This window comes from Maribacter vaceletii (genome assembly GCF_003634105.1).
Lineage (GTDB): Bacteria > Bacteroidota > Bacteroidia > Flavobacteriales > Flavobacteriaceae > Maribacter_B > Maribacter_B vaceletii.
Genome location: NZ_RBIQ01000007.1, coordinates 132,297 through 158,429, shown reverse-complemented (window position 1 = coordinate 158,429; position 26,133 = coordinate 132,297). Strand labels below are relative to the sequence as shown.

At 32.8% G+C, this 26,133-nt stretch carries 15 protein-coding genes; 13 read left to right on the top strand and 2 right to left on the bottom strand.

The genetic code is table 11. The features are described 5' to 3' along the window. Positions 1–42: 42 nt before the first annotated feature. The 3 genes from CLV91_RS00790 to CLV91_RS00780 are packed head-to-tail and all read left to right on the top strand — an operon-like array spanning position 43 to position 6,672. Positions 43–3,732: a Calx-beta domain-containing protein gene (locus CLV91_RS00790; protein ID WP_121063011.1), complete on the top strand. Its 3,690-nt coding sequence runs from the start codon at positions 43–45 to the stop codon at positions 3,730–3,732. Positions 3,733–3,737: 5 nt separating this feature from the next. After that, complete coding sequence (locus CLV91_RS00785; protein WP_121065600.1) at positions 3,738–4,742, top strand: PorP/SprF family type IX secretion system membrane protein; 1,005 nt, start codon at positions 3,738–3,740, stop codon at positions 4,740–4,742. Between the two features lie 13 nt (positions 4,743–4,755). Next, positions 4,756–6,672, top strand: a complete 1,917-nt coding sequence (locus tag CLV91_RS00780) for an OmpA family protein (RefSeq protein WP_121063009.1) — start codon at positions 4,756–4,758, stop codon at positions 6,670–6,672. Between the two features lie 99 nt (positions 6,673–6,771). Here CLV91_RS00780 and CLV91_RS00775 read toward each other — a convergent pair whose 3' ends face one another. Continuing rightward, positions 6,772–7,407, bottom strand: a complete 636-nt coding sequence (locus CLV91_RS00775; protein WP_121063007.1) for a SanA/YdcF family protein — start codon at positions 7,405–7,407, stop codon at positions 6,772–6,774. Between the two features lie 71 nt (positions 7,408–7,478). Continuing rightward, a complete protein-coding gene (locus CLV91_RS00770) occupies positions 7,479–9,023 on the bottom strand; it encodes a hypothetical protein (RefSeq protein ID WP_121063005.1) in 1,545 nt (514 codons plus the stop codon). Between the two features lie 256 nt (positions 9,024–9,279). Here CLV91_RS00770 and CLV91_RS00765 point away from each other — a divergent pair, with 256 nt between their 5' ends. Genes CLV91_RS00765 through CLV91_RS00720 form a run of 10 tightly spaced genes read left to right on the top strand, consistent with a single transcriptional unit; the run spans position 9,280 to position 26,130 of the window. Further along, positions 9,280–10,818: a sulfatase-like hydrolase/transferase gene (locus CLV91_RS00765; RefSeq protein WP_245987113.1), complete on the top strand. Its 1,539-nt coding sequence runs from the start codon at positions 9,280–9,282 to the stop codon at positions 10,816–10,818. 31 nt (positions 10,819–10,849) lie between these two features. Next, complete coding sequence (locus tag CLV91_RS00760; RefSeq protein WP_121063001.1) at positions 10,850–13,381, top strand: PSD1 and planctomycete cytochrome C domain-containing protein; 2,532 nt, start codon at positions 10,850–10,852, stop codon at positions 13,379–13,381. After that, on the top strand, positions 13,381–14,868 hold the full coding sequence (locus tag CLV91_RS00755; protein WP_121062999.1) for a DUF1501 domain-containing protein: 1,488 nt from the start codon (positions 13,381–13,383) through the stop codon (positions 14,866–14,868). Before CLV91_RS00760 ends, CLV91_RS00755 begins: the two co-directional genes overlap by 1 nt. Positions 14,869–14,874: 6 nt before the next feature. Further along, the gene (locus CLV91_RS00750; protein WP_121062997.1) at positions 14,875–15,783 is read left to right on the top strand and encodes an apurinic/apyrimidinic endonuclease family protein; all 909 of its coding nucleotides are present in this window, start codon (positions 14,875–14,877) and stop codon (positions 15,781–15,783) included. Between the two features lie 12 nt (positions 15,784–15,795). Next, positions 15,796–17,157: a c-type cytochrome domain-containing protein gene (locus CLV91_RS00745; protein WP_121062996.1), complete on the top strand. Its 1,362-nt coding sequence runs from the start codon at positions 15,796–15,798 to the stop codon at positions 17,155–17,157. Between the two features lie 44 nt (positions 17,158–17,201). After that, a complete protein-coding gene (locus tag CLV91_RS00740) occupies positions 17,202–18,563 on the top strand; it encodes a sulfatase family protein (RefSeq protein WP_245987112.1) in 1,362 nt (453 codons plus the stop codon). 8 nt (positions 18,564–18,571) lie between these two features. Beyond that, on the top strand, positions 18,572–21,034 hold the full coding sequence (locus CLV91_RS00735) for a sugar-binding domain-containing protein (protein WP_245987111.1): 2,463 nt from the start codon (positions 18,572–18,574) through the stop codon (positions 21,032–21,034). 1 nt (position 21,035) lies between these two features. Beyond that, entirely contained in the window at positions 21,036–22,610 is a 1,575-nt protein-coding gene (locus CLV91_RS00730; protein ID WP_121062990.1) for a glycoside hydrolase family 28 protein, read from the top strand. A gap of 7 nt (positions 22,611–22,617) precedes the next feature. Continuing rightward, entirely contained in the window at positions 22,618–24,555 is a 1,938-nt protein-coding gene (locus CLV91_RS00725; protein WP_121062988.1) for an arylsulfatase, read from the top strand. Between the two features lie 48 nt (positions 24,556–24,603). Continuing rightward, positions 24,604–26,130, top strand: a complete 1,527-nt coding sequence (locus CLV91_RS00720; RefSeq protein WP_121062986.1) for an alpha-L-fucosidase — start codon at positions 24,604–24,606, stop codon at positions 26,128–26,130. Positions 26,131–26,133: the final 3 nt, after the last annotated feature.

Sequence of the window (26,133 nt, the reverse complement as noted above, 5' to 3'; positions counted from 1 at the left end):
GTTTTGCTGTGGATTGAATTCGTGTTAATTCATAAAACAGTTATGAAATTGAAAGAAAAATATAATGTATATCATTTAATAGTAAAGGGGGTATTTTTTTTACTAATTCTTTTGTTTAATGTTAATAGTTACAGTCAAACAATAACTATTGAAGATGTAAGTGCTAATGAAGATGATGGCGTTATTGTAATGTCTGCTACTTTAACAGGAGCTACTCCTAATCCATTTTCAGTAGATATCTCTACTTCTGATGATACTGCTCTTCTATCAGATAATGATTATACACCCATTGTAAGTCAAACATTAAATTTTAATGGAAATGATGGTGAAACAATAAATTTTAATGTTTTGCCAACTCCTGATACTAATATAGAGGGTTTAGAGGAATTAATAATATCGATGGATAATTTTATTCCAACAGGCTTTTTTCTATTTTTTGTTGATATTACGGATACTGCTATAGTTGGGATTTTAAATGATGATACAGGAACGGTTAGAGTTATTGAAAGTATACCTAATGCAGACGAAGAAGGTCCAGTAAATGGCCGTTTTCTATTAAGATTAAGTGATAATAATAATACGGGAACATCTCTAACGGTTAATTACACATTAACAGGTTCTGCTATATTGGGGGCTACAGAGGATTATACTACTACCGGGGCAGCTACTTTTAATGCAACTCAACTTGCAAGAAATATAAATATACTACCAATAGATGATAATTTTATAGAAGGAGCCGAAACCGTATTGTTAACTATAACGGGTACTAGTAGTACATCATTTACTCCTTTAGTAGGTTCTGAAAGTGGTACTGTTACTATTGCAGATAATGATACAGCAGGAGTAAATGTTACGGCAATAAATAGGAATACTACAGAGGCGGGACAAACAGCAACATTTAGAGTAACATTAGATAGCCAACCTGAAAATCCTGTAAATATTGCTTTGTCTAGTTCAGATGCAACAGAAGGGACAGTACCTGCAACAGTAAATATCCCTGTTGCTAATTGGGATAGTGGAGTTCTTGTTACAGTAACAGGAGTAGATGATGTGTTAGTAGATGGACCACAAAATTACAGTATAATTACAGGTAATGTAACTTCTGCAGATCCTGATTATAATACTTTAAATGGTGGGACAGTTGCTAATGTTCCAGTTACTAACGAAGATGATGATATTTATATAGCATCCTTAACCGCTACAGATGCGACAGCTACAGAAGCTGCAGAAGTAGGGAGAAATGGTGTTTTTACAGTAGATTTAGGAAGGGCTAATACTACAGGAAGCCCAATTGTAGTTAATTTTCAAATACTAGGTACATCTACTTCTACTGGTGCAGACTATGCAAGTATTGGTACAACTGTATCTATTCCTAATGGGCAGGAAACAGGTTTAATAACAATTAACCCTACTGATGATGCTATTTTTGAAGGTTCCGAAACGGTAGTAATACGATTAGTTGCTGGTACAAATTATGATTTAGCAACGCCAGCTTCTGCGCGTACTGCCACAGTTACTATTCAAGATAATGATACAGCAACCCTTAGTATTGCAGATGTTACAGAAAATGAAGATGTTGTAGGTGGTAATTTAGTGTTTACAGTAACTTTAGATAATGCGGTAGCAGGTGGCACAACAGTTAATTATGCATTTACAAATGGTACCGCAACAGGTGGTGGGGTAGATTTTACAGGCGTAGCTAGTAGCGTAACTTTTGCAGGAACACAAGGGGAGACAGAAACAATAGAGGTTCCAATTAATGATGATGATCTTTTAGAAGAATCGGAGACTTTTACAATTCGTTTAAGTGGTGCGACTAATGGAGTTCTTATTGCTGGAGATGGTAGAGCAACAGGAACTATTGGAGATGATGATAATTGTGCACCAACACCATTGTTAAGCCCAGATGCGCCAAGCGCAGAATTTTGTGGAGCTATACAAGCAAACTTAAATGAGTATACAGATTCTACACCACCAGCAGGAATGGAATTAAGATGGAGTCAATCTTCTAATCCACTTAATTCGGGAGCGCGTTTAACACCAGCAGAAAGTCAAGATGTTACGGTTCAAGGGTCCTTCTTTGGTTATTTTTATGATAGTGCTAACAATTGTGCAGGAGGTGTTTTAGAAATTGAATTAATTTCTAATGAAATACCTACAATAATTTCAACTACAGGAGAAACAAAATGTGAATCAGATTCAGGCTTAATAACCGCAACTCCTAGTGACGGAGCATCTATACGATGGTTTGATAGACCAACTGGAGGAACACAAATAGGAACAGGAAGCTCTTTTGTAACGCCTATAGTGGATGAAAGCACATTTTTTTATGCAGAAGCCATAGCAAATGGTTGCCCTTCGTTAGAAAGAATAGCGGTTGAGGTAACTATATTGGAAACACCTTCTTCTGGTATTCCTAGTAATGCTACGGCATGTAATTTAAACTCTACACAACAACCGTTAAGTCTTATAGATTTAGACACTCGTTTATCAGGAGATGTAGATGAAGGGGAGTGGACTTTTGTGTCGGGCCCAGCCACATTAGAGATTAACCAAGACAATGAAGTTAATTTCTTAGAAGAAGCTGTAGGGGAATATATATTTAGATATACAACTACTGGAGCGCAAGCCCCATGTACAAATAGCTCTACAGAGGTAACTATTACCGTGGTCTCAGATTGTACACCAGACCCTATAGATTTAGAAGTTTTAAAAACATTAGATAATCCAAATGCTATACTAGGGGAGAATGTAATTTTTACCATTACAGTGAATAATATATCTGCTAATGAAGGAAAAAATATAACTATAGGAGATGTTTTAGAATCTGGTTTTGAGTATGTTTCTAGTGAAACATCTACAGGAATGTATGATGAAGTAAGTGGTAATTGGATTTTTGAAAATTTACAGGCTAATGCAACAGCTACGTTAACTATAGAGGCTACTGTATTAGCAGGAGGAGTTTATACCAACACAGCAGAATTATTAGAATCATTTCCATTAGATAATAACTTAGCTAATGATACAGCAACAGTTTCTTTAGAATTAGATATCCCTGAGGGAACAGATTTAGAAATTACTAAAGCAGCACTAAGTAGTAGGCCGTTAGTAGGTGACCAAATAGTGTTTACAATAAAGGTTGAAAATAAATCTCAAGAAGGGGAAAGTGTTTCGCAAATACGAATTTCAGAAATTATAAACACAGATAATTTTACTATCGTAGAAGATCCAATTGCAGAACCAGGTAGTGTCTATGATATAAATACAGGTATTTGGGAAATTCCAGTCTTAGAAAGAGGGGAAGAAGCTACTTTAATAATTACGGTAACAGTCCCTAATGAAGGATTATTTACAAATACGGCTACGTTATTAAGTTCTTTTCCAACGGATAGTAATCTTGAAAATAATGAGGCAGTTGTGGAGGTAACAGTTAGTGAACCTACACCAGCCGAAGAAGGATTTTTGTTCAACCAGTTTTCTCCAAATGGTGATGGTACAAATGATGTTTTAAAGGTTCAAGATTCTAATATATTACCTGATTTTCCTAACCTCTCTATTACAATTTTTGACCGTTATGGAAGCTTAATACTAGAAAGAAAAAATATAACGGACACTATAATTTGGGACGGATTTTATGAAGGGAAACAATCTCCTAGCGGAACTTATTTTTATATTCTAGATTTAGGAGATGGTTCTAAAGTTAAAAAAGGCTGGATACAGTTAATAAGATAATGTATATGAAATATAAGATAGACATACAAAAGCAATTTTTGTTTGTTTCCATATTACTTTTGTTATTTAGTATAACATCGGTTTTTGCTCAAAAAGAACCCCAGTATACGCAGTATATGTATAATATTGGAAGTTTTAACCCTGCCTATGTTGGGAGTGTTGAGTCTCCAGAAATAAGTGCAGCATATAGAGCGCAATGGATAGATATTGATGGGGCTCCAAGAACTATACGTTTGGGAGCAAACCTTCCTTTCCAAAATGAAAAAATGGGATTGGGAATTAATATTATAAATGACCAAATAGGACCATTAACACAAACTTTTTTAGATATAGCATATTCTTATCAAGTTAAAGTAACCGATGAAACAAAGCTATCTTTTGGAATAGATGCTGGAGGGTCATTTTTGAATGTAGATTTTTCTAAAGGTACCTTTGAAAACCCTGGAGAGCCAATTTTAGATAGAGAAACAGTAAACAAATTTTATCCTACTGTAGGAGCAGGTCTTTTCATGTATGGGAATCAGTGGTATTTAGGGGCTTCAATTCCTAATTTTTTGACGGAAAGTGTATATAATGAGGATGTTGCTACTGTTGTAGAAGACAAAATACAATTTAACTTTGTAGGTGGTTATGTGTTTAACTTGTCGGAAGGACTTAAATTTAAACCCGCATTTTTAATAAATTCATTACAAGGAGCACCTGTTAATATTAATGTGTCTACTAATTTTTTAATTAAAGATGTATTTACGGCAGGAGTATCCTATAGAGTAGATAATGCTTTTAGTGGGTTAGCTGGTTTTCAAATATCTAACACAATGTATGTTGGTTATTCTTATGATTATAATACAAACCTCTTAGGAGATTTTAATAGCGGTTCTCATGAATTTATTCTTAAGTTTTATTTAGGAAGAAGTTCCAATACGAATAGAACTAATAAGTCTTCTAATAAAGGAGAAAGCCAAAATGCAAAAGGGAAGCCAAAACAAATTGATACTCCAAGATTTTTCTAAAGCTTGTAAGAATATGAAATTTAGATATATAATAATAGTATTTTTAGTAGTAAGTAAATTATCTCTTGGACAAAATAAAAAGTCTAAAGCAGATATCTATTTTTATGAATATAATTTTACTAAAGCTATAGAGGAGTACCGTAAAGAGGAAACAAAATGGCCATTAACGCAAGAACAACAACTAAAATTAGCAGATAGTTATTTTCAAATAAAAGATTTTAAAAACGCTTCGCAATTATATATTAATATTAATAAAGAAAATGATACTATTTTATCTACTCATAGAGTAAATAAAATGCTTCAAAGTTTGTCTAAAAATAATCAGAAAGAAAGGGTTGATGCTTTTTTACAATCTAAATTACATTTATTATCCGAAGAATTATTTAAGAACTATCAATTTAATAAAGAGTTGTTAGCTGGAGGGGTATCCTCTCAAGATTTCAAAATAGAAAACCTTTCTATAAATAGCCCTCAAGCAGATTTTTCTCCATCCTTTTATAAGGATAAAATATTATTTAGTAGTAGTAGAATAGCTAGTTACAAAAAAGCCTCTAAATCTAATGCAGAAGGTTATCTTGATATATACATTGCAAAAGTAAATTCAACAGGAGAAGTTTTAAACCCTAATCCTTTTACTGGAATACCAGAATTTGGTTATCATGAGGCTACACCTTATTATTCAGAAACTTTGAAAAAACTTTTTTATATACGTTCTAATAGTAATGGCGATAATATGGCTTTTAATGAAGAAGGAAAAAATTCTTTAGCTATAGGGGTCTTTGATGATACAAATACTTTTAGGTATTTGTTAAAGGATTTAAGCACTTCTTTTTATTACCCACATTATCAGGTAGAAACAAATAGATTGTATTTTGCAGCTAATTTTAGTGATAGTTATGGTGGTACTGACTTATACTATGTAGAAACCAATAATGGACAAATTATGTCTAGACCAATTAATTTAGGCCCTAAAATTAACACTCCTGCAAATGAAATAGCACCTTATATATATAATGGTAGTTTGTATTATGCATCAGACATATTTTATGGCTTTGGTGGAATGGATATTTATAAAACGAACATACAAGCAGACCAGAGTTATAGTATACCAATTAATTTGGGGAGCGGAATTAACTCTAAATCCGATGATTTTGGGTTCATTGTGAAAAATGATAAAACAAATAACTTAATAGGGTATTTTTCTTCCAATAGAGCAGGGGGAAAAGGAAAAGATGATATTTATAAATTTAGTGTGTCAGACCAAATAGGTCTAAAAACTTTTGCTATAAAAGGTAGAGTAATAAATTCTAAAACACGTAGAGGTGTAGAAAAAGCCTTGGTGAAACTATTAAATAATAGAGGAAGTGTTATAAGAGAAATATATACTAATGAGGATGGAGATTATAGTATAGAACTGCCTTGGCAAAAACAAATAACCATAAATACAAGTAAAGAGGGATATTCTTCTTTTTCAGTAACTTACAATGAAGAAGGAATGGTAGAAGCGCAAAAGGCTCCATTAAATATGGGAATTGTGGCTTTAAAAGACTTGGTGGAAGAAAAAGAAAATAAAGAAGTTATTAAGCTTAATAAGTTTTACTTTGATAAAGGTAGGAGTGAAGTAACCCCTTTAATAGCTGTTGAATTAGATAAAGTTATTGAGACCATAAGAAATTTCCCCCAATTACAGCTTAGAATAGAAACACATACTAGTAGTAAAGGATATACTTCAACTAATAAGAAAATATCTCAAAAAAGAGCCGATGCCATAAAATTTTATTTACTTAAAAAAGGTGCATCTGTTTCTAATATAGTAGGGGCTATAGGCTACGGAGAGGAACAGATTGTTAATAGGTGTGTTAATGGAGCGTATTGTTTAGATTTTTTGCATAAGCAAAATGAGAGAACTTTAATTGTATTGGTTAAGTAAAAGTATTACTCGATAATCGAGATTTAAATGCTCCGAGGCTTGCCTCGAAATCAAAATTAGTTTCCTAATAAATGCCTCGTGGGCTTGCCCCGAGGTAGTTTACTTAATACTAATTTTATCTCCAAAGAATTTAGGTTGCGTATTAAATAAAAGGTCTAAAAATACTTTTACTCGTGCAAAGTATTCTCTAAGATGTACCTTAAGTCCAGATTTACCTTCAATATCCTTGGCGTTAAATCCAATGGCATTTAATCCTTTTTTTTGAGCAATATAAATTGCTCTTTCATTGTGAAATTTTTGAGAAATTATAGTAACAGAGTCCAGGCCAAAAACAGCCTTGGCTCTTACCATAGAATCTAAAGTGCGGAAGCCTGCATAATCTAAAAATATTTTATCAGCAGGAATACCACCCTTAATTAAATCTCTTTTGAAACTATTGGGTTCATTGTAATAAACACTTCCATTATCACCGCTTACTAAAACAAACTCTATTTTATTAGAATTAAATAGAGTTATAGTAGCACTAATTCTGTTGGTGTAATAAGGGTTTGGTTGTCCTCCAACTAATTTTTTTGCAGTGCCTAAAACAAGCCCTACTTTGTTTTTAGGAATGTCTAAAATGTTGTCGAATGTTTTATTATTTGTAGAGTTACTAATAATAAAATTACTTAATATTAATGCAATACCAGGTAAGACAATTAATAATATAAGACTACGAAATAAAAACTTTTTCATGTAAAAAAAATCAACTTTTAAATATAGTGAATTGATGCTATATGGTCACATTTTTAATGCTAAGTCTAGTATTAAATCATAGCGATATAGTTACTTAAGTTTTCTTCTCTGGATAAATTTAATTTTTTGCGAACTCTAGAGCGTGCCATATGCACACTATGTAATGAGATTCCTAAAATCTGAGACATTTCTTTACTGTCAAATTTTAGCTTTATGAGGGCACAACATTTTAAATCGTTTGGAGTAAGTTTTGAGTGTATTTCAAGTAAACGTTTATAAAATTCACTGTTGGTTTTAGTGAATTGAAGATGAAAATCGTTCCATAACTTTTCATTACTTTGCTTGTATTTGTTATTTAGTGACTTATATTTTTGAGGTATGTTTTCTTTAATTGTTTCTAATAGTTCATTAACGGTATGGTCTTTTTCAATAATTTGTAGGGCGTTAGCTGTAAGTTCTTTATTTCTTATTTCTAAAATAGCATCATTTTTTTCTTTATTGTAAAGCATTTTTTTTATTCGGTACCGTTGTCTAAAAGTTAAAATTCCAATAGCGGCTAATAAAATTAGTAAACTGATTAAAAGTTTTTGTCTAAAGCTAGCTATATCTTTTAATTCAATGAGTTTGTTTTGAGCGATTATTTTGGCTTCTTTTTTAGATAGATCTTCTTGGTATTTGTTTTTAATTTCAAATAATTCTTTGTTATGTTCACTTTGAGTGTGGAAAAGGCTATCAGAGATTGCTTTAGCACTTTTCATATAGTTAAAAGCTTGTGCTTTTTTATTGATTTTAAAATGTAAGGTAGCAAGTTGCTCTAAAACTTCCGTTTTTTGTTCAATATGCACTTTCATGGTGTTTATAACTTCTAGAGATTTTTTGTAATAATAAATAGCACTATCCGTCTCTTTAAGGGATAATTTTAAATCTCCATTAAAAGAGCAAACCATAGCTAAAAAGCCTAATTTTCTTTCTTTAAATTTAGATGTAAGACCTTTTAAATATATGTTTGCTTTTCTATAATCTTTCTTTTTAGTGTGTATATGTCCATAATAGGCGTCAATATAAATTAACCTATTTTTTTTTTTATTACTTAAATAACAAGAGTCTAAGTATTTTAAAGCGGTATCGTATTTTTTAGTGTTAATACACTGTATTGCTAATGGCAAATAAGAACTAGGCAAAAGATTTTCAGGGGCATTATTTTTTTTCACGATTTCAACACTTTTTTTTAGATGATATAGAGAAAGACTGTCCTTTCCATATAATCCATATAATGACCCTAATTTTCGATGAAGCAACGCTAATGAATTTTTATTAGAATTTTGTTTTGCCTTAGGAAATATATCCCATAATATTTCAAACGACCTGTTAAACTTACCTTGTCTTATTTTAATTTCAGATAGTCCAAGCATACAATTTATATATGCCGTAGTATCTTTTTTCAATTTATAATATGTAGCTCCATTTAAAAAATGTTGATACGCTTTTTCTTGATTTTCATGAGCAATAGAATATCCTTCTTGAATGAATTTTTTTGATTGCTGTATAGTTGTATTTATTGGTGGTATAGTGTCTGAAATTGAAGCATAGACTTTAGGTTTAATGAATGTAATCATTAATATGATTGTTAAAAGTCTGAAATACAGCATTTTTTTGAATTTTTTTTAATGTTGGTATATGAGATAAATATAGTTTTAATATTTCCTTTTTTCAATATAATGTAGTTATTATGTAGTCTATTTTTTATTGAAGATTAGATTTTGGGTCTACATTTGAAATAAATTGTTATAGAAATATTACGTTTTGATTAGTAACATTTCTAACGATTAATGTAGATTCTCAATTTAAATGATAGAAATTAATTTATTAATAATGAAAAAAATAATACTTCTAAGTGTACTGGTCTTTTTATCTATTCAGTTAAAAGCACAAAAAGAAACCAAACCTAATGTTCTAGTAATTTATACGGATGATCATCGTTATTCTGGAGTTCACGCATTAGGGGGTGAAGCTGTAAAAACCCCCAATTTAGACAATCTTGCTCATGATGGTATTGCGTTTACAAAAGCATACTTAATGGGGTCGTTTTCCGGTGCAACTTGTGTGCCTAGTAGAGCAATGTTACTTACAGGAAGAAACGTTTTTCAATTACAGGGTCGTGGGTTCGATATTCCTAAAGAGCACACAACAATGGGGGAAATGTTTAAAAAAGAAGGCTACCATGCCCATCATGTTGGAAAGTGGCATCAAGATTTTGGGTCTCTATCTAGATCTTTTGATACTGGAGATAAACTTTGTGGTAAACCTGCATATTTAACAGACCAATATAGAATGCCTTATAGTGACTGGCATGCAGATGGAAAATATGTAATGGAAGATGTTTATTTGTTGGAGTATGATGAAAATGGAAATGTAAAAAGACGCCCCATTGCTAAAACTGATAAAAGAGGACCAACAGCAACCGAAAAAAAAGGACCCCATGTTTCTGAAGTGTTAGCAGATGCTAGTGTTGATTTTATTTCTAATTACAATAAGAAAAAACCTTTCTTTCATTATTTGGCCTTTCCAACACCGCATGATCCTAGACAAGCTCCGAAAAAATATAAAGACATGTACCCTGAAGATGAAATTGGATTATTGCCTTCGTATATGCCACAACACCCCTTTGATAATGGACATATTGTTTTAAGAGATGAGCTATTAGATGTATGGCCTCGAACAGAAGAAATATCAAAAAGACATTTATCTGATTATTATTCAATAATCACACATTTAGACGCCCAAATCGGTAGGGTTATTATAGCTTTAAAAGAAAGCGGATTGTATGAAAATACTATTATTATAATGGCAGGAGACAGTGGTTTAGCTGTTGGAAATCATGGATTGTTAGGTAAGCAAAATATATATGATGAAGATGGTGTGCATATTCCTTTTATTATTTCCGGAGGATTAATAGATGAAGCTAATAAAGGGAGAAGAGAGGATGCTTTTTGTTACAATTTAGACATATTACCAACACTTTGCGATATGATAGGTATTAAGAAACCTGCCTCTGTGTCTGGAACAAGTTTATTACCTATAATAAATAATGAAACAGAGAGCGTAAGAGACTACACCTATCATGTGTATCGCCAGCACCAACGTGCTTATAGAAAAGGAGATTATAAATTGATAGAATATGTTAGAGCTCCTGATGTGAGTAGAAAACGTGGGGATTTTATTTCTGGTTCTAGGGTTACACAATTGTTTAACATTACTAAAGACCCTTGGGAAATCTTTAATATGGCAGATTTTCCCGAATATGCAGAGATTGTTGCTTCCATGCGAAATGAAATGAAACAAAAGGCTAAAGAGTTAGGTGATAAATCACATGATGAACTGGCCAATGTAGATTTTTGGAAATATTACTAATCTATTTTAAGTAAAAAGGAAGTTAACTATAGTGAAAAAGTTTTTATTTATTTTTTTAGGACTTGTTTTTCTAGGATGTAATTCCAAGCTACCTGATACCATAAATTCTGAGTACAAAAATCTTCCTAAGGTTGTCGATTTTAATTTTCATATTAGACCCATATTATCAGATAGATGTTTTCATTGCCATGGACCAGATGAAAATGCAAGAGCAGCAGATTTAAGACTTGATGTTAGAGAGAGTGCTATTGCTTTGTTAAAAGATAAAGAGATATCTGCTATTCATCCCAATAAACCTTGGGAAAGTGATTTAGTAAATCGTATCCTTTCTCATGATGATGAGCTTATAATGCCTCCTTCAGACTCAAAATTAGAATTAACAAGTAGGGAAAAAGCCCTTTTAATTAAATGGATTGAACAAGGAGCAGAATGGAAAGAGCATTGGGCGTTTACAGCACCAATTAAAGCAACACTTCCAGAAGTAAAAAATACCGAATGGGTAAAAAATGAACTAGACTATTTTGTTCTTAACAATTTAGAATCAAAGAATTTAAACCCTTCTCCTGAAGCAAATAAAGAAACTTTAATCCGTCGTTTGTTTTTTGATTTAATTGGACTACCTCCATCTATTAAAGACATCCAAGCCTTTAAGAATGATACTTCAGAGCGTGCATATGAAAATTTAGTCGATCGTTTACTTAATTCTCCTCGATACGGAGAACGCTGGGCATGGGAGTGGTTGGATGTCGCTAGATATGCAGATACTAATGGTTTTCAAGGTGATTTTACTAGAGATATGTGGCCTTGGAGAGATTGGGTTATAAAAGCTTTTAACAGTAATATGCCATATGATGATTTTACTATCAGACAATTGGCAGGAGATTTAATTCCCGATGCAACTCAAGATGATGTTTTGGCTTCTGCTTTTAATAGAAATCATCCATATAATACTGAAGGCGGAACTATTCCTGAAGAAACACGTGTTGTAAATGTTTTTGATAGGGTAGAAACCACAGGTACGGTATGGCTGGGGTTGACTTTAGAATGTGCTCGATGTCATGATCATAAATTTGATGCTATTTCTCAAAAGGAATACTATCAATTGTTTGACTATTTTAATCAAACCTCTGAAGAAGGAGGTGGTTGGGGAGGAAATCAGGCTCCTCTATTAAATATAGGAGAAGAGCACCAAGTAAAGGAAATTGAGAAAATTCAAGCTTATATAGAAAAACTTTACAATGAAGTAGATAAAACTGAATTGGTGAAATTTCCTAGAGAAAAAGGGAAACCTACTTCCGAATCTAAAAAAGCAAAAGATTTGAATGGATTAGACCCTAGAATTTTAGCAAGACCGGCCAAACTTAGAGCTAAAAATCAATACAAAAGACTATCAAAATATTTTAAACAAAAGGATGAATACGGAAAACTTATAAAGAACGTTTTCGATTTAAAAACAGAATATGACGAATTAGCATCTTCCATTACTCAAGTCATGGTAATGGATAATCTAAAAGAACAGCGTAATACCTATGTTTTGAACAGAGGCGGTTATGATAACCCGCGATTGGACGAACAAGTTTATATGAACACGCCAAAAGCTTTACCTAAATTGCCGATTGATATTAAAAATAACAGATTAGCCTTGGCTAAATGGCTCGTGTCCAGAGAACAACCGTTAACTTCTAGAGTTACTGTTAATAGGTACTGGCAAGCTTTTTTTGGGAATGGTATTGTTAAAACTGTTGATGATTTTGGTGTTCAAGGGGAGCTTCCAACCCATCCAAAGTTATTAGATTGGTTATCTAGAGATTTTCAAGATAATCATTGGGATTTAAAAGCACTTTTTAAGAAAATAGTAATGAGTGCAACGTATAGGCAATCCTCAAAAGTGTCTAGTTATATATTAGAATTAGACCCAGAGAATAAATTATTATCGCATGCATCCAGAGTAAGATTACCATCATGGATGCTAAGAGACCAAGCGCTATTTACAAGTGGCTTACTGGTTGATTCTTTAGGTGGAAAACCTGTAAGACCATATCAACCATCAGGTATATGGGAAGAAGCTTCCTTCGGTAAAATCAAATACAAGCAAGATCATGGTGATGCCCTTTACAGAAGAACTCTATACACTTTTTGGAGACGTATAGTAGGACCAACAGTATTGTTTGATAATTCTACTAGACAAAAAAGCGCCGTTAAAGCTATGCGAACCAATACACCTTTGCATGCTTTAAATACTTTAAATGATATTACATACCTGGAAGCCTCTAGAGTTTTAGCGGCGAAGGTTATGAAACAAAAAAACTCTATCGAGGATAGGATTGTATATATCTTCAAAAAAATAACTTCAAGAACTCCTAAAAAACAAGAGTTAGACATATTAAAAAATAGACTAGAAAGATTAAAAGAAGAATATAATGGAAATTTAAGAGAAGCTGAAAAAATAATTCATGCAGGAGAGTATCTTATTGATGAAGAATTAGATGTATCAGAACTAGCTTCCTATGCTGTTATTACTTCTATGATTTTAAATTTAGATGAAACCATAACCAGACAATAATGAAAAAGAATATTTTACATCCTTTTGAAGCGCATCAAGCGAATTTAACAAGACGTGCTTTTTTTGGAAAAATGGCAAAAGGGGTTGGAGCAGCGGCATTGGCTTCAATGATTAATCCTAGTGTATTGTTTGGTTCAAACATTGGTTCTATAAATGCGCATTTAAAGAATAACTTAGGATTGCCTCATTTCCCGCCAAAAGCGAAACGTGTTATTTATTTATTTCAGAATGGCGCTCCTTCTCATGTCGATTTGTTTGATTATAAACCCATGTTAAGAAAATGGCATGGTAAACAGATTCCAGATGAACTTACACATGGTAAACGTTTTTCAACGATGACAGGTGGTCAATTAGATAGACCTGTAATTGGAGAGATTAGCAATTTTGCACAACACGGGCAAAGTGGCGCTTGGGTTTCAGACTTTATGCCAGAAACGGCCAAAGTAGCAGATGATTTATGTTTCATCAAGTCAATGTATACTGAATCTGTAAATCATGCACCTGCTATTACATTCTTTTTAACGGGTAATGAACAACCCGGTAGACCAAGTATAGGATCATGGTTAACATATGGTTTAGGAAGTACAGCTAAAGATTTACCAGATTTTGTGGCCATGACTTCCGTTGATAAACAAGCAAGTTGCGGACAAATATTTTACGATTATTATTGGGGAAGTGGTTTTTTGCCTTCAAAATTTCAGGGTGTAAAATTTAGGGGTGGAGGAGATCCTGTTCTTTATTTAAAAAACCCAGAGGGCATTAGTCGTAATACAAGGAGAAAAATGCTGGATGATATGCAAGCGCTTAACGAAATGAATTATCAAGAGTTTGGAGATCCAGAAATCAATACTAGAATTTCTCAATATGAGATGTCTTATAAAATGCAAATGAGCGTTCCTGAATTAACAGATTTATCTGATGAACCACAGCATGTGTTAGATATGTATGGACCAGATGTTAAGCGAAAAGGGAGTTTTGCATACAATTGCATTATGGCAAGACGACTAGCTGAAAGAGGAGTGAGATTTACACAATGTATGCATGCAGGTTGGGATCAACATACAAATTTAAATCATCAATTAAAAATTCAATGTCAAGATACAGATGCCCCAAGTGCCGCATTGATAAAGGACTTAAAACAACGTGGTATGTTGGAAGATACTTTAGTGATTTGGGGAGGAGAATTTGGGAGAACTCCATTTTTACAGGGTAATATAAAGGATGAAAAAAACTGGGGAAGAGATCATCATCCCTATGCTTTCACTATGTGGATGGCCGGTGCGGGTGTTAAACCTGGAATATCATATGGAGCAACAGACGATTTTGGATTTAACCCCATTGAAAACCCGGTTCACGTACATGATTTTCAAGCGACACTCATGCATCTTATGGGCATAAATCATGAACACTTTACCTATAAACACCAGGGTAGAAGATACCGATTAACAGATGTTCACGGGCATGTCGTTAAAGATATTTTAAGTTAGTAAGCTATGAAACGAAGACAATTTATAACAACAACAGCATTGGCTAGTGCCGGATTAACATTTTCAGGAGTGAAAGCTTTAACTCCGAAAATGTCCAATTCATCTGGTTTTGGTTTGGCCTTTTATTTAACAAAATGGGGATTTAAAGGTTCTTATGATGACATAGCAAAAGCAGCAAAACGAGAGGGCTATGATGGTATTGCTGTTGGCCCTCCAAAAGATGAGAGGCAAAAGGCTGATTTTTTTGAAGCTATTGCAAAATATGGGATTTCATATAGTGGATTTGCAAGTAGTGGAGAAAGCAATAATTTTCAAAAGCACGTAGATACATTTACAGATAATCTGAATAAAATGATAGCCTGTAGACCACATCATATCAATTGTCATGCAGGTAAAGATTATTTCTCCTTTGAGCAAAATGTAGAGCTATTTAAGATAGGGCTTCAAAAATCAAAAGAAAGTGGTATTCCCATTTATCAAGAAACGCATAGAGGGCGTGCTTTATTTGCAGCACATCTAAGCGAGTCTTATTTAAATGAATTGAAAGAATTAAGACTGACATTAGACATTTCGCATTGGTGTAATGTATCAGAATCATTCCTAGAAGATCAAAAAGACATTGTGAATAAAGTTCTTAAAAGAGTAGATAATATACATGGTAGAGTAGGATTTAAAGAAGGGCCTCAAGTTCCAGATTTTAGGGCGCCAGAATGGAAAAAAGCTACAGATGTGCATTTTGCTTGGTGGGATAAAGTTGTTGACATGAAAAAAGAAAAAAACGAGTTGTTAACCATTACTCCTGAATTTGGACCAAAGGATTATATGTGGCAGTTGCCATACACTCAGCAACCCGTCGCTGACCAGTTTAAAATGAATGTAGCCATGATGAATACATGGAAAAAAAGATATTTATAAAGCGAAACGATAATGGGTGAAGTGTCAGATATAGTCATTTTTTTAGGGAGATTTCACCCTTTAATTGTGCATTTGCCTATTGGTTTTCTCTTATTGGCAGGTATCATGGAAATACTGTCTTCAGCTTATAAAATTAAGTATGCCTCCTTAAATACAGCTATATCCATTTCTATGTTATGTGGAGCACTAGGAGCCGTAGCTTCAGCGATAATAGGATATATGTTATCCAAACAAGGAGGGTATGAAAGTAACACCTTGTTTTGGCATCAATGGTTAGGAATTTTATTAGCAGTTTTATCGTTTTTAGGATGGGCTATAAAATCAGGAAAAATAAACATTCCGTTTATCTCGTCTAAAACAATAATTATTTTATTAATCGTACTCATTTCTATAACAGGACATTTGGGAGGAAACTTAACACATGGAAGCGATTATTTAACAGCATATGCCCCAGAATTTTTAAAAGGGGATGAAGAGAAATCTAATTTTAAAATACCATCAAACCCAGATTCTATAGTTGTATTTAAACATTTGATACAACCTATTTTGAACAATAAATGTATTAGCTGTCATAATGATACGAAATCTAATGGCGGACTTAACCTTACCAATACAGATAAAGTGAATGATGGTGGTGATAATGGTATGGTTATTACACCTTTTCAACCTTATAATAGTGAACTTTTTTTACGATCTACCTTTCCTGAAAGCAGTAAAAAATTTATGCCTCCTAAAGGCACTGCATTAACATTTACAGAACTAAAACTTTTAGAATGGTGGATTGCTGAAGGAGCATCTTTTGACGGCAGATTATTGTCTTATAAATTCCCAAAAGAGTTAAAAAATCTTTTTGAAAGAGATTTTAAATTAAACACAAAAAAAAGACCTTATTATGAAACGGTTAAAAGCCCCAAGTTGGATGAACAAATTGTGTTAGAATTATCAGAACAAGGGTGGCTTGTAAATCCTTTGTCCGCAGAACATCACATGTTAGATGTGAAATTTTTCGATAACGAAATAACGCTATCGGCTTTTGAAACTTTGGAAAAAGCGAAAGAGCAAATTACATGGTTAGATATAAGTAAATCAGGACTTACAGATGATTTGTTAAAAAGACTTTCAGCGTTTAAAAATCTAACATATCTAAATATTCATAAATCCAATATCACTGATGAAGGTGTTAAACATATAGAAACTCTTGCACATTTGGAAGTACTTAATTTATACAATACCGAAATCACAGATAAAAGCATTATTGTTTTTGCAAAACTGCCATCTTTAAAAAGGGTGTATTTATGGAATACAAAAATTACAAAAAAAGCGATTGAAGAATTATACAAAGAAAATCCTAACCTAAAAATAATATCCAATTAATAATGAAAAAGAAACTCCTATTTTATATTTTAAATCTTGTCACAATGCTTACAGTAGAAGCGCAAAGGGCTAAACAACCAAATGTTCTAATTATTCTTGCAGATGACCTTGGATGGGCAGATGTAGGGTTTAATGGAAGTACCGATATTCCAACACCAGCATTAGATAAAATTGCTAAAGATGGTGTTGTTTTTACAGCAGGTTACGCTACGCATTCTTATTGTGGACCAAGTAGAGCTGGTTTATTGGCAGGAAGATATCAGCAACGGTTTGGATGTGAAAATAATATAGGGAAAGCGTTTGAAGGTCCTGTAATGGGCTTACCGCTTGAAGAAACTATTCTTTCTGAAGTGCTTAAAAAAAACGGATATCAAACTTGTGCCATAGGGAAGTGGCATTTAGGACACACTCCAGAGTATTGGCCAAATAATAGAGGGTTTGACGACTGGTTTGGATTCTCTGGTGGGTCAAGAAATTATTGGGGTAAAAATTGGGAGAAGAATTGGACCAATTGGCATAGAATTATGCGAGATGGAAAACCAGAACCTCTTGAGAATTTAAGTTATTTAACCGATGATTTCTCTAATGCCGCTGTAAAATATATTGATAGTTACAGCAAATCAGAGAAACCATTTTTTATGTATTTAGCCTACAATGCACCACATGCGCCAATTCAAGCTACTAAAGCATATTTAGAAAAGGTAAACCATATAGAACAAGGAGATAGAGCTGCATATGGCGCAATGGTTTCTGGAATGGATGCTGGCATAAGTAAAGTAGTAAATAAGTTAAAAGAAACAGGGGAATATGAAAACACACTGATTTTCTTTTATAGTGATAATGGCGGACATGGTAAGGGGTCTAATCAAGACCCATTTAGAGGGCAAAAGGGATTACTTTTTGAAGGTGGTATTCGAGTTCCGTTTCTAATGTCTTGGCCTGCTGGTTTCAATGGAAATCAAAAAATAGAAGAACCCGTTATAGCCTACGATATATTTTCAACAGTTCTAAAAGCAGCCAATATTAAAGCTAAAAAACAGCTTGATGGGGGTAATTTAATTCCGGTAGCAAAAGGAATCACAAAAAAAGGCATACATGACAAATTATTTTGGAGATACAGTGATGGGGCCGGATTTGCAGTTCGTAAAGGAGATTATAAACTTGTAAAAGAAGCGGTACGAGATGAATTATTCTTATTTAATATAAAAGATGATGCATACGAACATACTAATCTGGTTGATATCATGCCAGATAAAGTAAAAGAATTAGTTGCAGAATATAAAAACTGGAATAAAGAAAACATTGTTAATTATTGGCCAGACCCACATTTACCGAATATTTTAAAAATGAAAAAGGCAAGAGAAATTTTTGTAAATAAAGCTAGTGCTGGAGAAAATAAATATTAATGAAAATCATGAAAAATATACTGAAGTGTTTAATCATATTATTCATTGCATCAATAAGTATTGCATGTTCAAACGATTCAAAAAAAATACAAATAAATACTATTGAGAATTTTGATTTCGCATGGAAATTCCATGAGGATGACATATCAGGTTCTGAGAAAACGAACTATGATGACTCCAATTGGAGAGCTATTAATTTACCGCATGATTGGAGTATTGAAGGAAACTTTAGTAAAGATAACCCAACATTTTCTAGAGGTGGTTGGTTGCCAACAGGAAAGGTGACTTATAGAAAAACATTCTTGGTTTCTGAAAGTAGCAAGGATAAGCGTACTGTTATATATTTCGATGGAGCTTACAGAAATTCAGAAGTATATATTAATGGTAACTTACTGGGAAAAAGACCATTCGGGTACATTGCATTTTATTACGATATGACCAAATATCTCAAATTTGGGAAAGAAAATGTAATAACTGTAAAACTTGATAATTCAAATCAACCAGGAGCGCGTTGGTATACAGGAACAGGTATTTATCGTCATGTAAAATTAATAACAACCAATAAATTATACATACCTGTTTGGGGTAATTATATTAAGGCTAATAAGGTTGAAAATAATCAGGCAACTATTGCTGTTGAAACCAATATTGTTAATGATTTTGATGAAGATAAATTTATCGATATTCAGGTTTCAATCTTTGATAAAAAAGGTGTTTTAGTCGCTTTACAAAAGGAATCTAAAACAATTACTAAAAATAATTCTATTCAACATAAATCAAGTTTATCTATTGAAAATCCTTTATTATGGGATACCGAAACCCCACATTTATATGTTGTAAAAACAGATATTTTACAAAATGGTGAAACAATTTATTCTGAAACTTCTAAAACCGGAATTAGAACTTTGGAATATAGTAATAGCGATGGATTTAAATTGAATGGAAAGGCTACCAAATTAAAAGGAGTTTGCTTACATCACGATGGTGGTCCATTAGGAGCTGCAGTTCATAGAAGAACTATAGAGCGTCAGTTAGAAAAATTGAGAGAAATGGGATGTAACGCAGTGCGTACCGCTCACAATCCGTTTTCTGAAGAGTTTATGAATGTTTGTGATGAAATGGGTTTTTTAGTTATGAATGAAGCCTTTGATGAATGGGAAACACCAAAATCGCCAACAACAACCCAAAATGGAGCAAAAAAGAAAGTATTAGTACATAAATATGCACATGTCTTTAAAAAATGGGCAGATAAAGATTTAACTGATTTTGTAATGAGAGATCGTAATCACCCTTCGGTTATCATGTGGAGCATTGGTAATGAAATTGCTGAAATGCGCTATGAAAGTGCAGCAAAAATAGGAAAGCGTTTGGTTGAAATAGTTCATGAACTAGATTATAGACCTGCAACTAATGGAGTTCATGGTTACGGAAGTCTTAAAAGACCTAATCAAAAGGCAGCCGCTACAAGTGATATTTATGGATATAATTATATAAAAGATTGGAGATTAAAACTTGAAAGAGAAAAGTTTCCTAATGTTATGGCAGTAGTTACGGAGCATGAATCAGCTCAATCATTTTATCCACGTTCAACATATTTATACGGTGAAAAGAAAAAGGCTTGGTGGGATAAACTTGGATATGAAAAAAAGGAATCTTTTGATTGGGTAGAAAAACGAGATATTCGTGGTGAAAGCGGTATGGAAGCTTGGAAACTTGTTAAGGAAAGAGATTATCTAATGGGTATGTTTATCTGGACCGGTTGGGACTATTTAGGAGAAGTGATTCCTTTTGGTTGGCCAGCACGTTCGTCTTCTTTTGCACCCATAGATTTAGCTGGTTTTCCTAAAGACGGATATTATTTCTATCAAAGTCAGTGGTCAAAGAAACCTATGGTGCATATTTTTCCGCATTGGAATTTAGAAGGAATGGAAGGGGAAACAGTTCAAGTTTATAGTTATACCAATGGAGATGAAATTGAATTGTTTCAGGATGGAAAATCGTTAGGAAAGCAAAAAAATAATATTGAAGGTGTTGAATACCAAACTTGGAATATAGTTTATAAGCCTGGAGAGTTAAAAGCAGTATCTTATAAAAATGGAGAAAACATTGCGGAGAAAATTGTTAAAACTTCTGGAGCTCCTTCTAAAATAAAAATTGAAACACGTAAAACAGAAATGCAAGCCAATGGTCAAGATTTAATTTATGCGGAATGTACCATCTTAGATAAAGACGGTAATGAAGTACCAATAGCAAATAACCTATTAAGATTTGATGTTGAAGGTCCAGTAACTATAGTAGGCGTTGGAAATGGAGATAATATGGGCTTAGAACCTTTTAAAGCTAATCAACGAATGGCTTTTAATGGTAAATGTCTTGTGATTCTTCAGTCGACAAAAGAATCAGGTAATGTAAAACTTACTGTGCAATCCGATGGTTTATCTTCAAATACGGTAAATTTAATTTCGAAATAAAATGAAAAAGGTATATAAAATAACACTATTGTATTTATTGAGTTTTAGCTCTCTTTTAGCCCAACAAAAGACTTTTAATATTTTAGATTTTGGAGCTAAAAAATCACATATAGAGCTAAGTACAAAAGCCATTCAAATGGCAATTGATGCTGCTTCTAAAGAAAAAGGTATCGTTATTATTCCAAAAGGAACATATGTTACAGGAACATTGTTTTTAAAAAGTAATGTCACTATTAAAATGGAGGCTAATACGGAATTATTTGGAAGTTCTAACCTTAAGGATTATGCCGAAGTCCCATTAGGAACAGAAGAGCCACATTTTTCAAAATGCATGTTTTATGCTTATGGTGAAAAAAACATAAAAATTATAGGACATCCACGTTCAGAAATTAATGGTAAAGGATACATGTTTAAACATAGTCATGAAAGGCCAAAGTTATTTCGAATAGAAAATTGTAATAATATTGAGTTTGATAATGCTATTATTAAAAACTCAGGTTCTTGGTGTGTCTATTTTAAAGAATGTGACACTATAAATATTCATCATACTTCTGTTTATAACAAGGAGAATAGAAATAACGACGGGATGAATTTCGATGGTTGTTCCAATGTAAAAATTACAGATTGTAATTTACAGGTTGAAGATGATGCGATATGTCTTAAAAGTAGTGTAGATAAGATTTGCGAAAACTTTCTGGTAGAAAACTGTACCGTAAGTAGTTACTGGGCTTCTTTAAAATTTGGAACTGCATCAAAAACAGGGTTCAAAAATATAAAAGTTACCAATTGTCAGTTTTTTGATAGTAGACATGGGGCTATAAAATTGCTGGCTGTTGATGGGGCTATTATAGAAAATGTAGAAATTTCAAATATCAAAATGTACAATTGTGGAGGACCCATTTTTGTAAGGTTAGGAAACCGCGGTAGAGATTATTCTAAATCGATAAAACAAGTTTACAAATCAGATGCTCAACCGGAAGGCAGACCGGTTGGACAAATTAAAAATATTCTATTCAAGAATATAGAAGGAAGACTTACCGGGCGTATAGACCCGCCAACAGAGGGGATTATGTTTACAGGTTTACCAGGACATTATATTGAAAATGTAACATTAGAAGACATTAACTTTTCTTATACAGGGTTTGGAAATCAAAATGTAAAAGATAAAGTTATTAAAGAGGATGAAGCACGCTACCCAGAACAACTCTTCTTTGGAGTACTTCCTTCTTATGGTATGTATTTAAGGCATGTTAAAGGTTTAAAATTAAAAAATGTGAATCTAAGTTTGCGAAACCCAGATGATAGACCAGCAATTGTAATGGATGATGTTGTTGATAGTAGTTTTGATACTGTTAATTTAATTGTAAAGCCAGAAGCAGGCTCTGCATTAATACTGAAAAATGTAAAAAACACCACGTTAACGAATGTGAATTCTCTAGAAAGTATAGAATATTTATTAAGTATAAAAGGTGAGTTATCGAAAAGTATTAAGCTAAAACCATCAAAATTATCTAAAGAAAATTCTATCGCCAATTTTTCGGAAAATGTAAAAAAGAAGGCATTAAAAATTAAATAATAATGCAATGAAAGAGCGCTTCTTTTTCCTTTTTATAATATCAATGTTGGCATGTAATGCCCAAAACTCTAAACCAAACATTGTCGTAATTTTTGCTGATGATTTAGGGTATTCTGATATTGGTTGCTATGGTGGAGAAATAGAAACTCCTAATTTAGATAAGCTAGCTAATGAAGGTATTCGATTTACACACATTATTAATGGATCAAAATGTGCACCTTCAAGAGCTTCATTACTTACAGGATTGTACCCGATAGAAACTGGTTGTGTTGGCCCACCTGACCAAATGGTAAATGGAGTAACTATCGCTGAATTACTGAAAAAAGAGGGGTATAAAACATTGATGACTGGGAAATGGCATGGAAAAGAAAATCCTGTAAAAAGAGGTTTTGACCGATTTTTTGGAAGTACGCATGGTTCATTTAATTATTTTGAACCAAAAAAAAATCAGAAATATTGGGAAGACGAAAGTAATTTAACTCCATTTATTCCTAATAATAAAGAGGAATTTTATACCACTGATGAATTCACGAATAGGGCGATTAATTTTTTAGAAGATTATAAAGGCAGTAAAGAACCTTTCTTTTTATATGTAGCTTATAATGCTCCACATTATCCACTTCAAGCTTGGCCACAAGATATTGCAAAATATAGAGGGAAGTATTTAAGAGGTTGGGATAAATTAAGAGAACAAAGATTTGGTCGCCAACAAAAAATGGGATTAATCCCGAAGAATTGGAAATTATCTAAAAGAGATGTAAACGTATCTTCTTGGAAGAATTATAAGAATAAAGATATTGCAGATTTAACTATGGCAACCTATGCTGCTATGGTTGATAGAATGGATCAAAATATTGGCAAGTTAATTACTAAACTGGAAGAAACAGGGCGAAGAGAAAATACTCTAATTATTTTTTTGTCGGATAATGGCGGAAATGCAGAAGGGAATATGTGGGATGAAAAAAATTTAAATAACAAACCAGGTTTAAAAAATTCACAAGCAAAACTAGGGATTGAATGGGCAAATGCTTCAAATACACCTTTTAAAAATTACAAAAGATCTACGTTTAATGGTGGCCAACTAACACCTTTTATTGTCAATTGGCCAAATGGAAATCTCAAAAAAGGTTCAATATCAACTCAAAAGGGGAGTATCGTTGATTTAATGCCGACTTTTTTAGAGCTAGCAAATGTTAAATACCCAGAAGGTGATACATGGACTGTTGTACCAGAAGGGAATTTAAAAACTGAGTGGAAAATAAAAGCTCTTTCTGGAAAAAGTTTGTTGCCTGCCATTAAATATAATAAAGTTGTTGAGCGCGAAAATTTTAAAGGGTATTTTCAAGGAAGTAGGATGTTGATTTCAGGAAATTGGAAAATTGTATCTAATGGTGGTGATGGTGCAATTTTGCATTTATATGATTACCCTTGGGAATTATATAATATTAATGAAGATGGTACAGAAACTAGAAATGAGGCACTTATCTACTCTAAACTTGTTGATTCTTTAGATATTGTTTATAGGAATTGGATAAATGAAACAGATATATATACGAATGTAAAATCTCATGAATATTATCAGCCATATTATACAAGAGAACAAAAACAAGCTATTGAAATATTAGAAAAAGACTCAATCTATAATAAGTTAATGGCAAAAAGGAGAGCTATTGGATTGTCTATTGTTGATAAACTTAAGAGTGCAAATGTTAAAATGAAAACAACTTTAGGGATGGAGAAATTACCAATGTCTTATTTTGGAATAGTTGAAATTGGACGAAAAAATAGAGACTCAGTTCCAGAATTAATTAGTCTATATAAAGCATGGGATAATAATATAATATGCGGGGAAAAGTATTGTGAACATTTAGGATTGGTCTTTTTTGATGTATGGAAAATTCAAGAAAAAATAAGGCCTAGAACTACTTCTTTGGAAGTTAACTAACTATATAAAAAGAAGATAAAGAATTCTTTATTAATTAAGACTTAAAAAATGAAAAATTATTTAAAATCAATTTCACTTCTGCTTGCTATTATATTATTAAGTTGTGAAACCAAACAAGAAGACAAACGATCAATAAAAAAGGAAAAAATATATTATAAAACGGATTGGTCTTCGCTTCAAAAACATGATACACCGCAATGGATGTTAGATGCAAAATTTGGAATATATAGTCACTGGGGAGCGCAATCTGTACAATTAGAAATGGATAAAAATGATTTGCCAGCATATGAGGCTATTAAGTTATGGAAAGGAGAAAAATTTAAAGCTTCGGAATGGGTAGATTTATTTCAAAAAGCAGGAGCACAGTTTGCAGGTCCTGTTGCTTGGCATGTAAATGGTTGTTTAAATTGGGATAGTAAAATTACCGATTGGAACTCATCACAAAAAGGACCTAAAGTTGATATTTATGGGGAACTAGCTAAAGAAATTCGTAAAACAGATATGAAACTAATGGCTTCTTTTCATAGTACAACACTTTGGGGTGCAATGAGTAAAACAGATGATTCTTATATGCAACCAGAAGGAGATTATTCCAAAAGAGGAAATACTCCTATGGTTCATGGAAAAAAAGGACGTTATACAAGCGAATATTTACAAGGTTGGTTAGACCGTATGAAAGAAGGTTATGAATTATATGAGCCAGATATGGTTTGGGTTGATGTAGGTTTTGGAGGAACAGTTGGGCCTGAATTAAGAAAGCAAATGATTGATGGTAAAATTGTAGAAACTGAAAGAGAGCTTTTTATTGATGGTGTACGAGAAGATATTCAAAGAGAATATATAAGTAGTTACTTTAATGCTGCATTAGATTGGGGAAAAGAGGTTGAATTTGTTTACAAGAGTTTTGATATTCCACCGGGAGTAGCAATGCGAGATATTGAAAATGGAAATTTAGATGGTTTACAATTTGACCCATGGATGGCAGATATTAATATGCAACAACATATGGCATGGCCTTCTGTTTGGTTTTATAATCCAAAAAATAAATTGAAAGATGCTAATATTTTAGTGGATATGTTAGCTGATATTACTTCCAAAAATGGAAGAATATTATTAAATGTACCACCAAAAGCAGATGGAAGTTTTTCAGAAGAAATAAAGAAAGAACTTTTAGCAATTGGGAGTTGGCTAAAACTAAATGGAGAAGCTATTTATGGAACAACACCTTGGACAATTTATGGGGAAGGCCCGGCATTTGTAAAAAATGTAGGCCACCATGGTCAGGGAAAAAAGCACGGAACGGAAATTCCATCTTACAGTTCAAAAGACATACGTTTTACTCAAAAAAACGGAGTTATTTATGCAATAATTTTAGATTGGCCAGAAGAGGAAATAGTGATTAATTCTTTAGGTTATAATGGTAAATTATACCCTGGTGAAATAAAAAACATTTCACTTATTGGAAGTACTTCAAAAATTAAATGGGAACATAATGCGCAAAGTTTAATAGTTGAGTTTCCTAAAGAAAAACCTTGCGATTTTGCTTTTGTATTGAAAATTGAACGTAACAATTAAAAT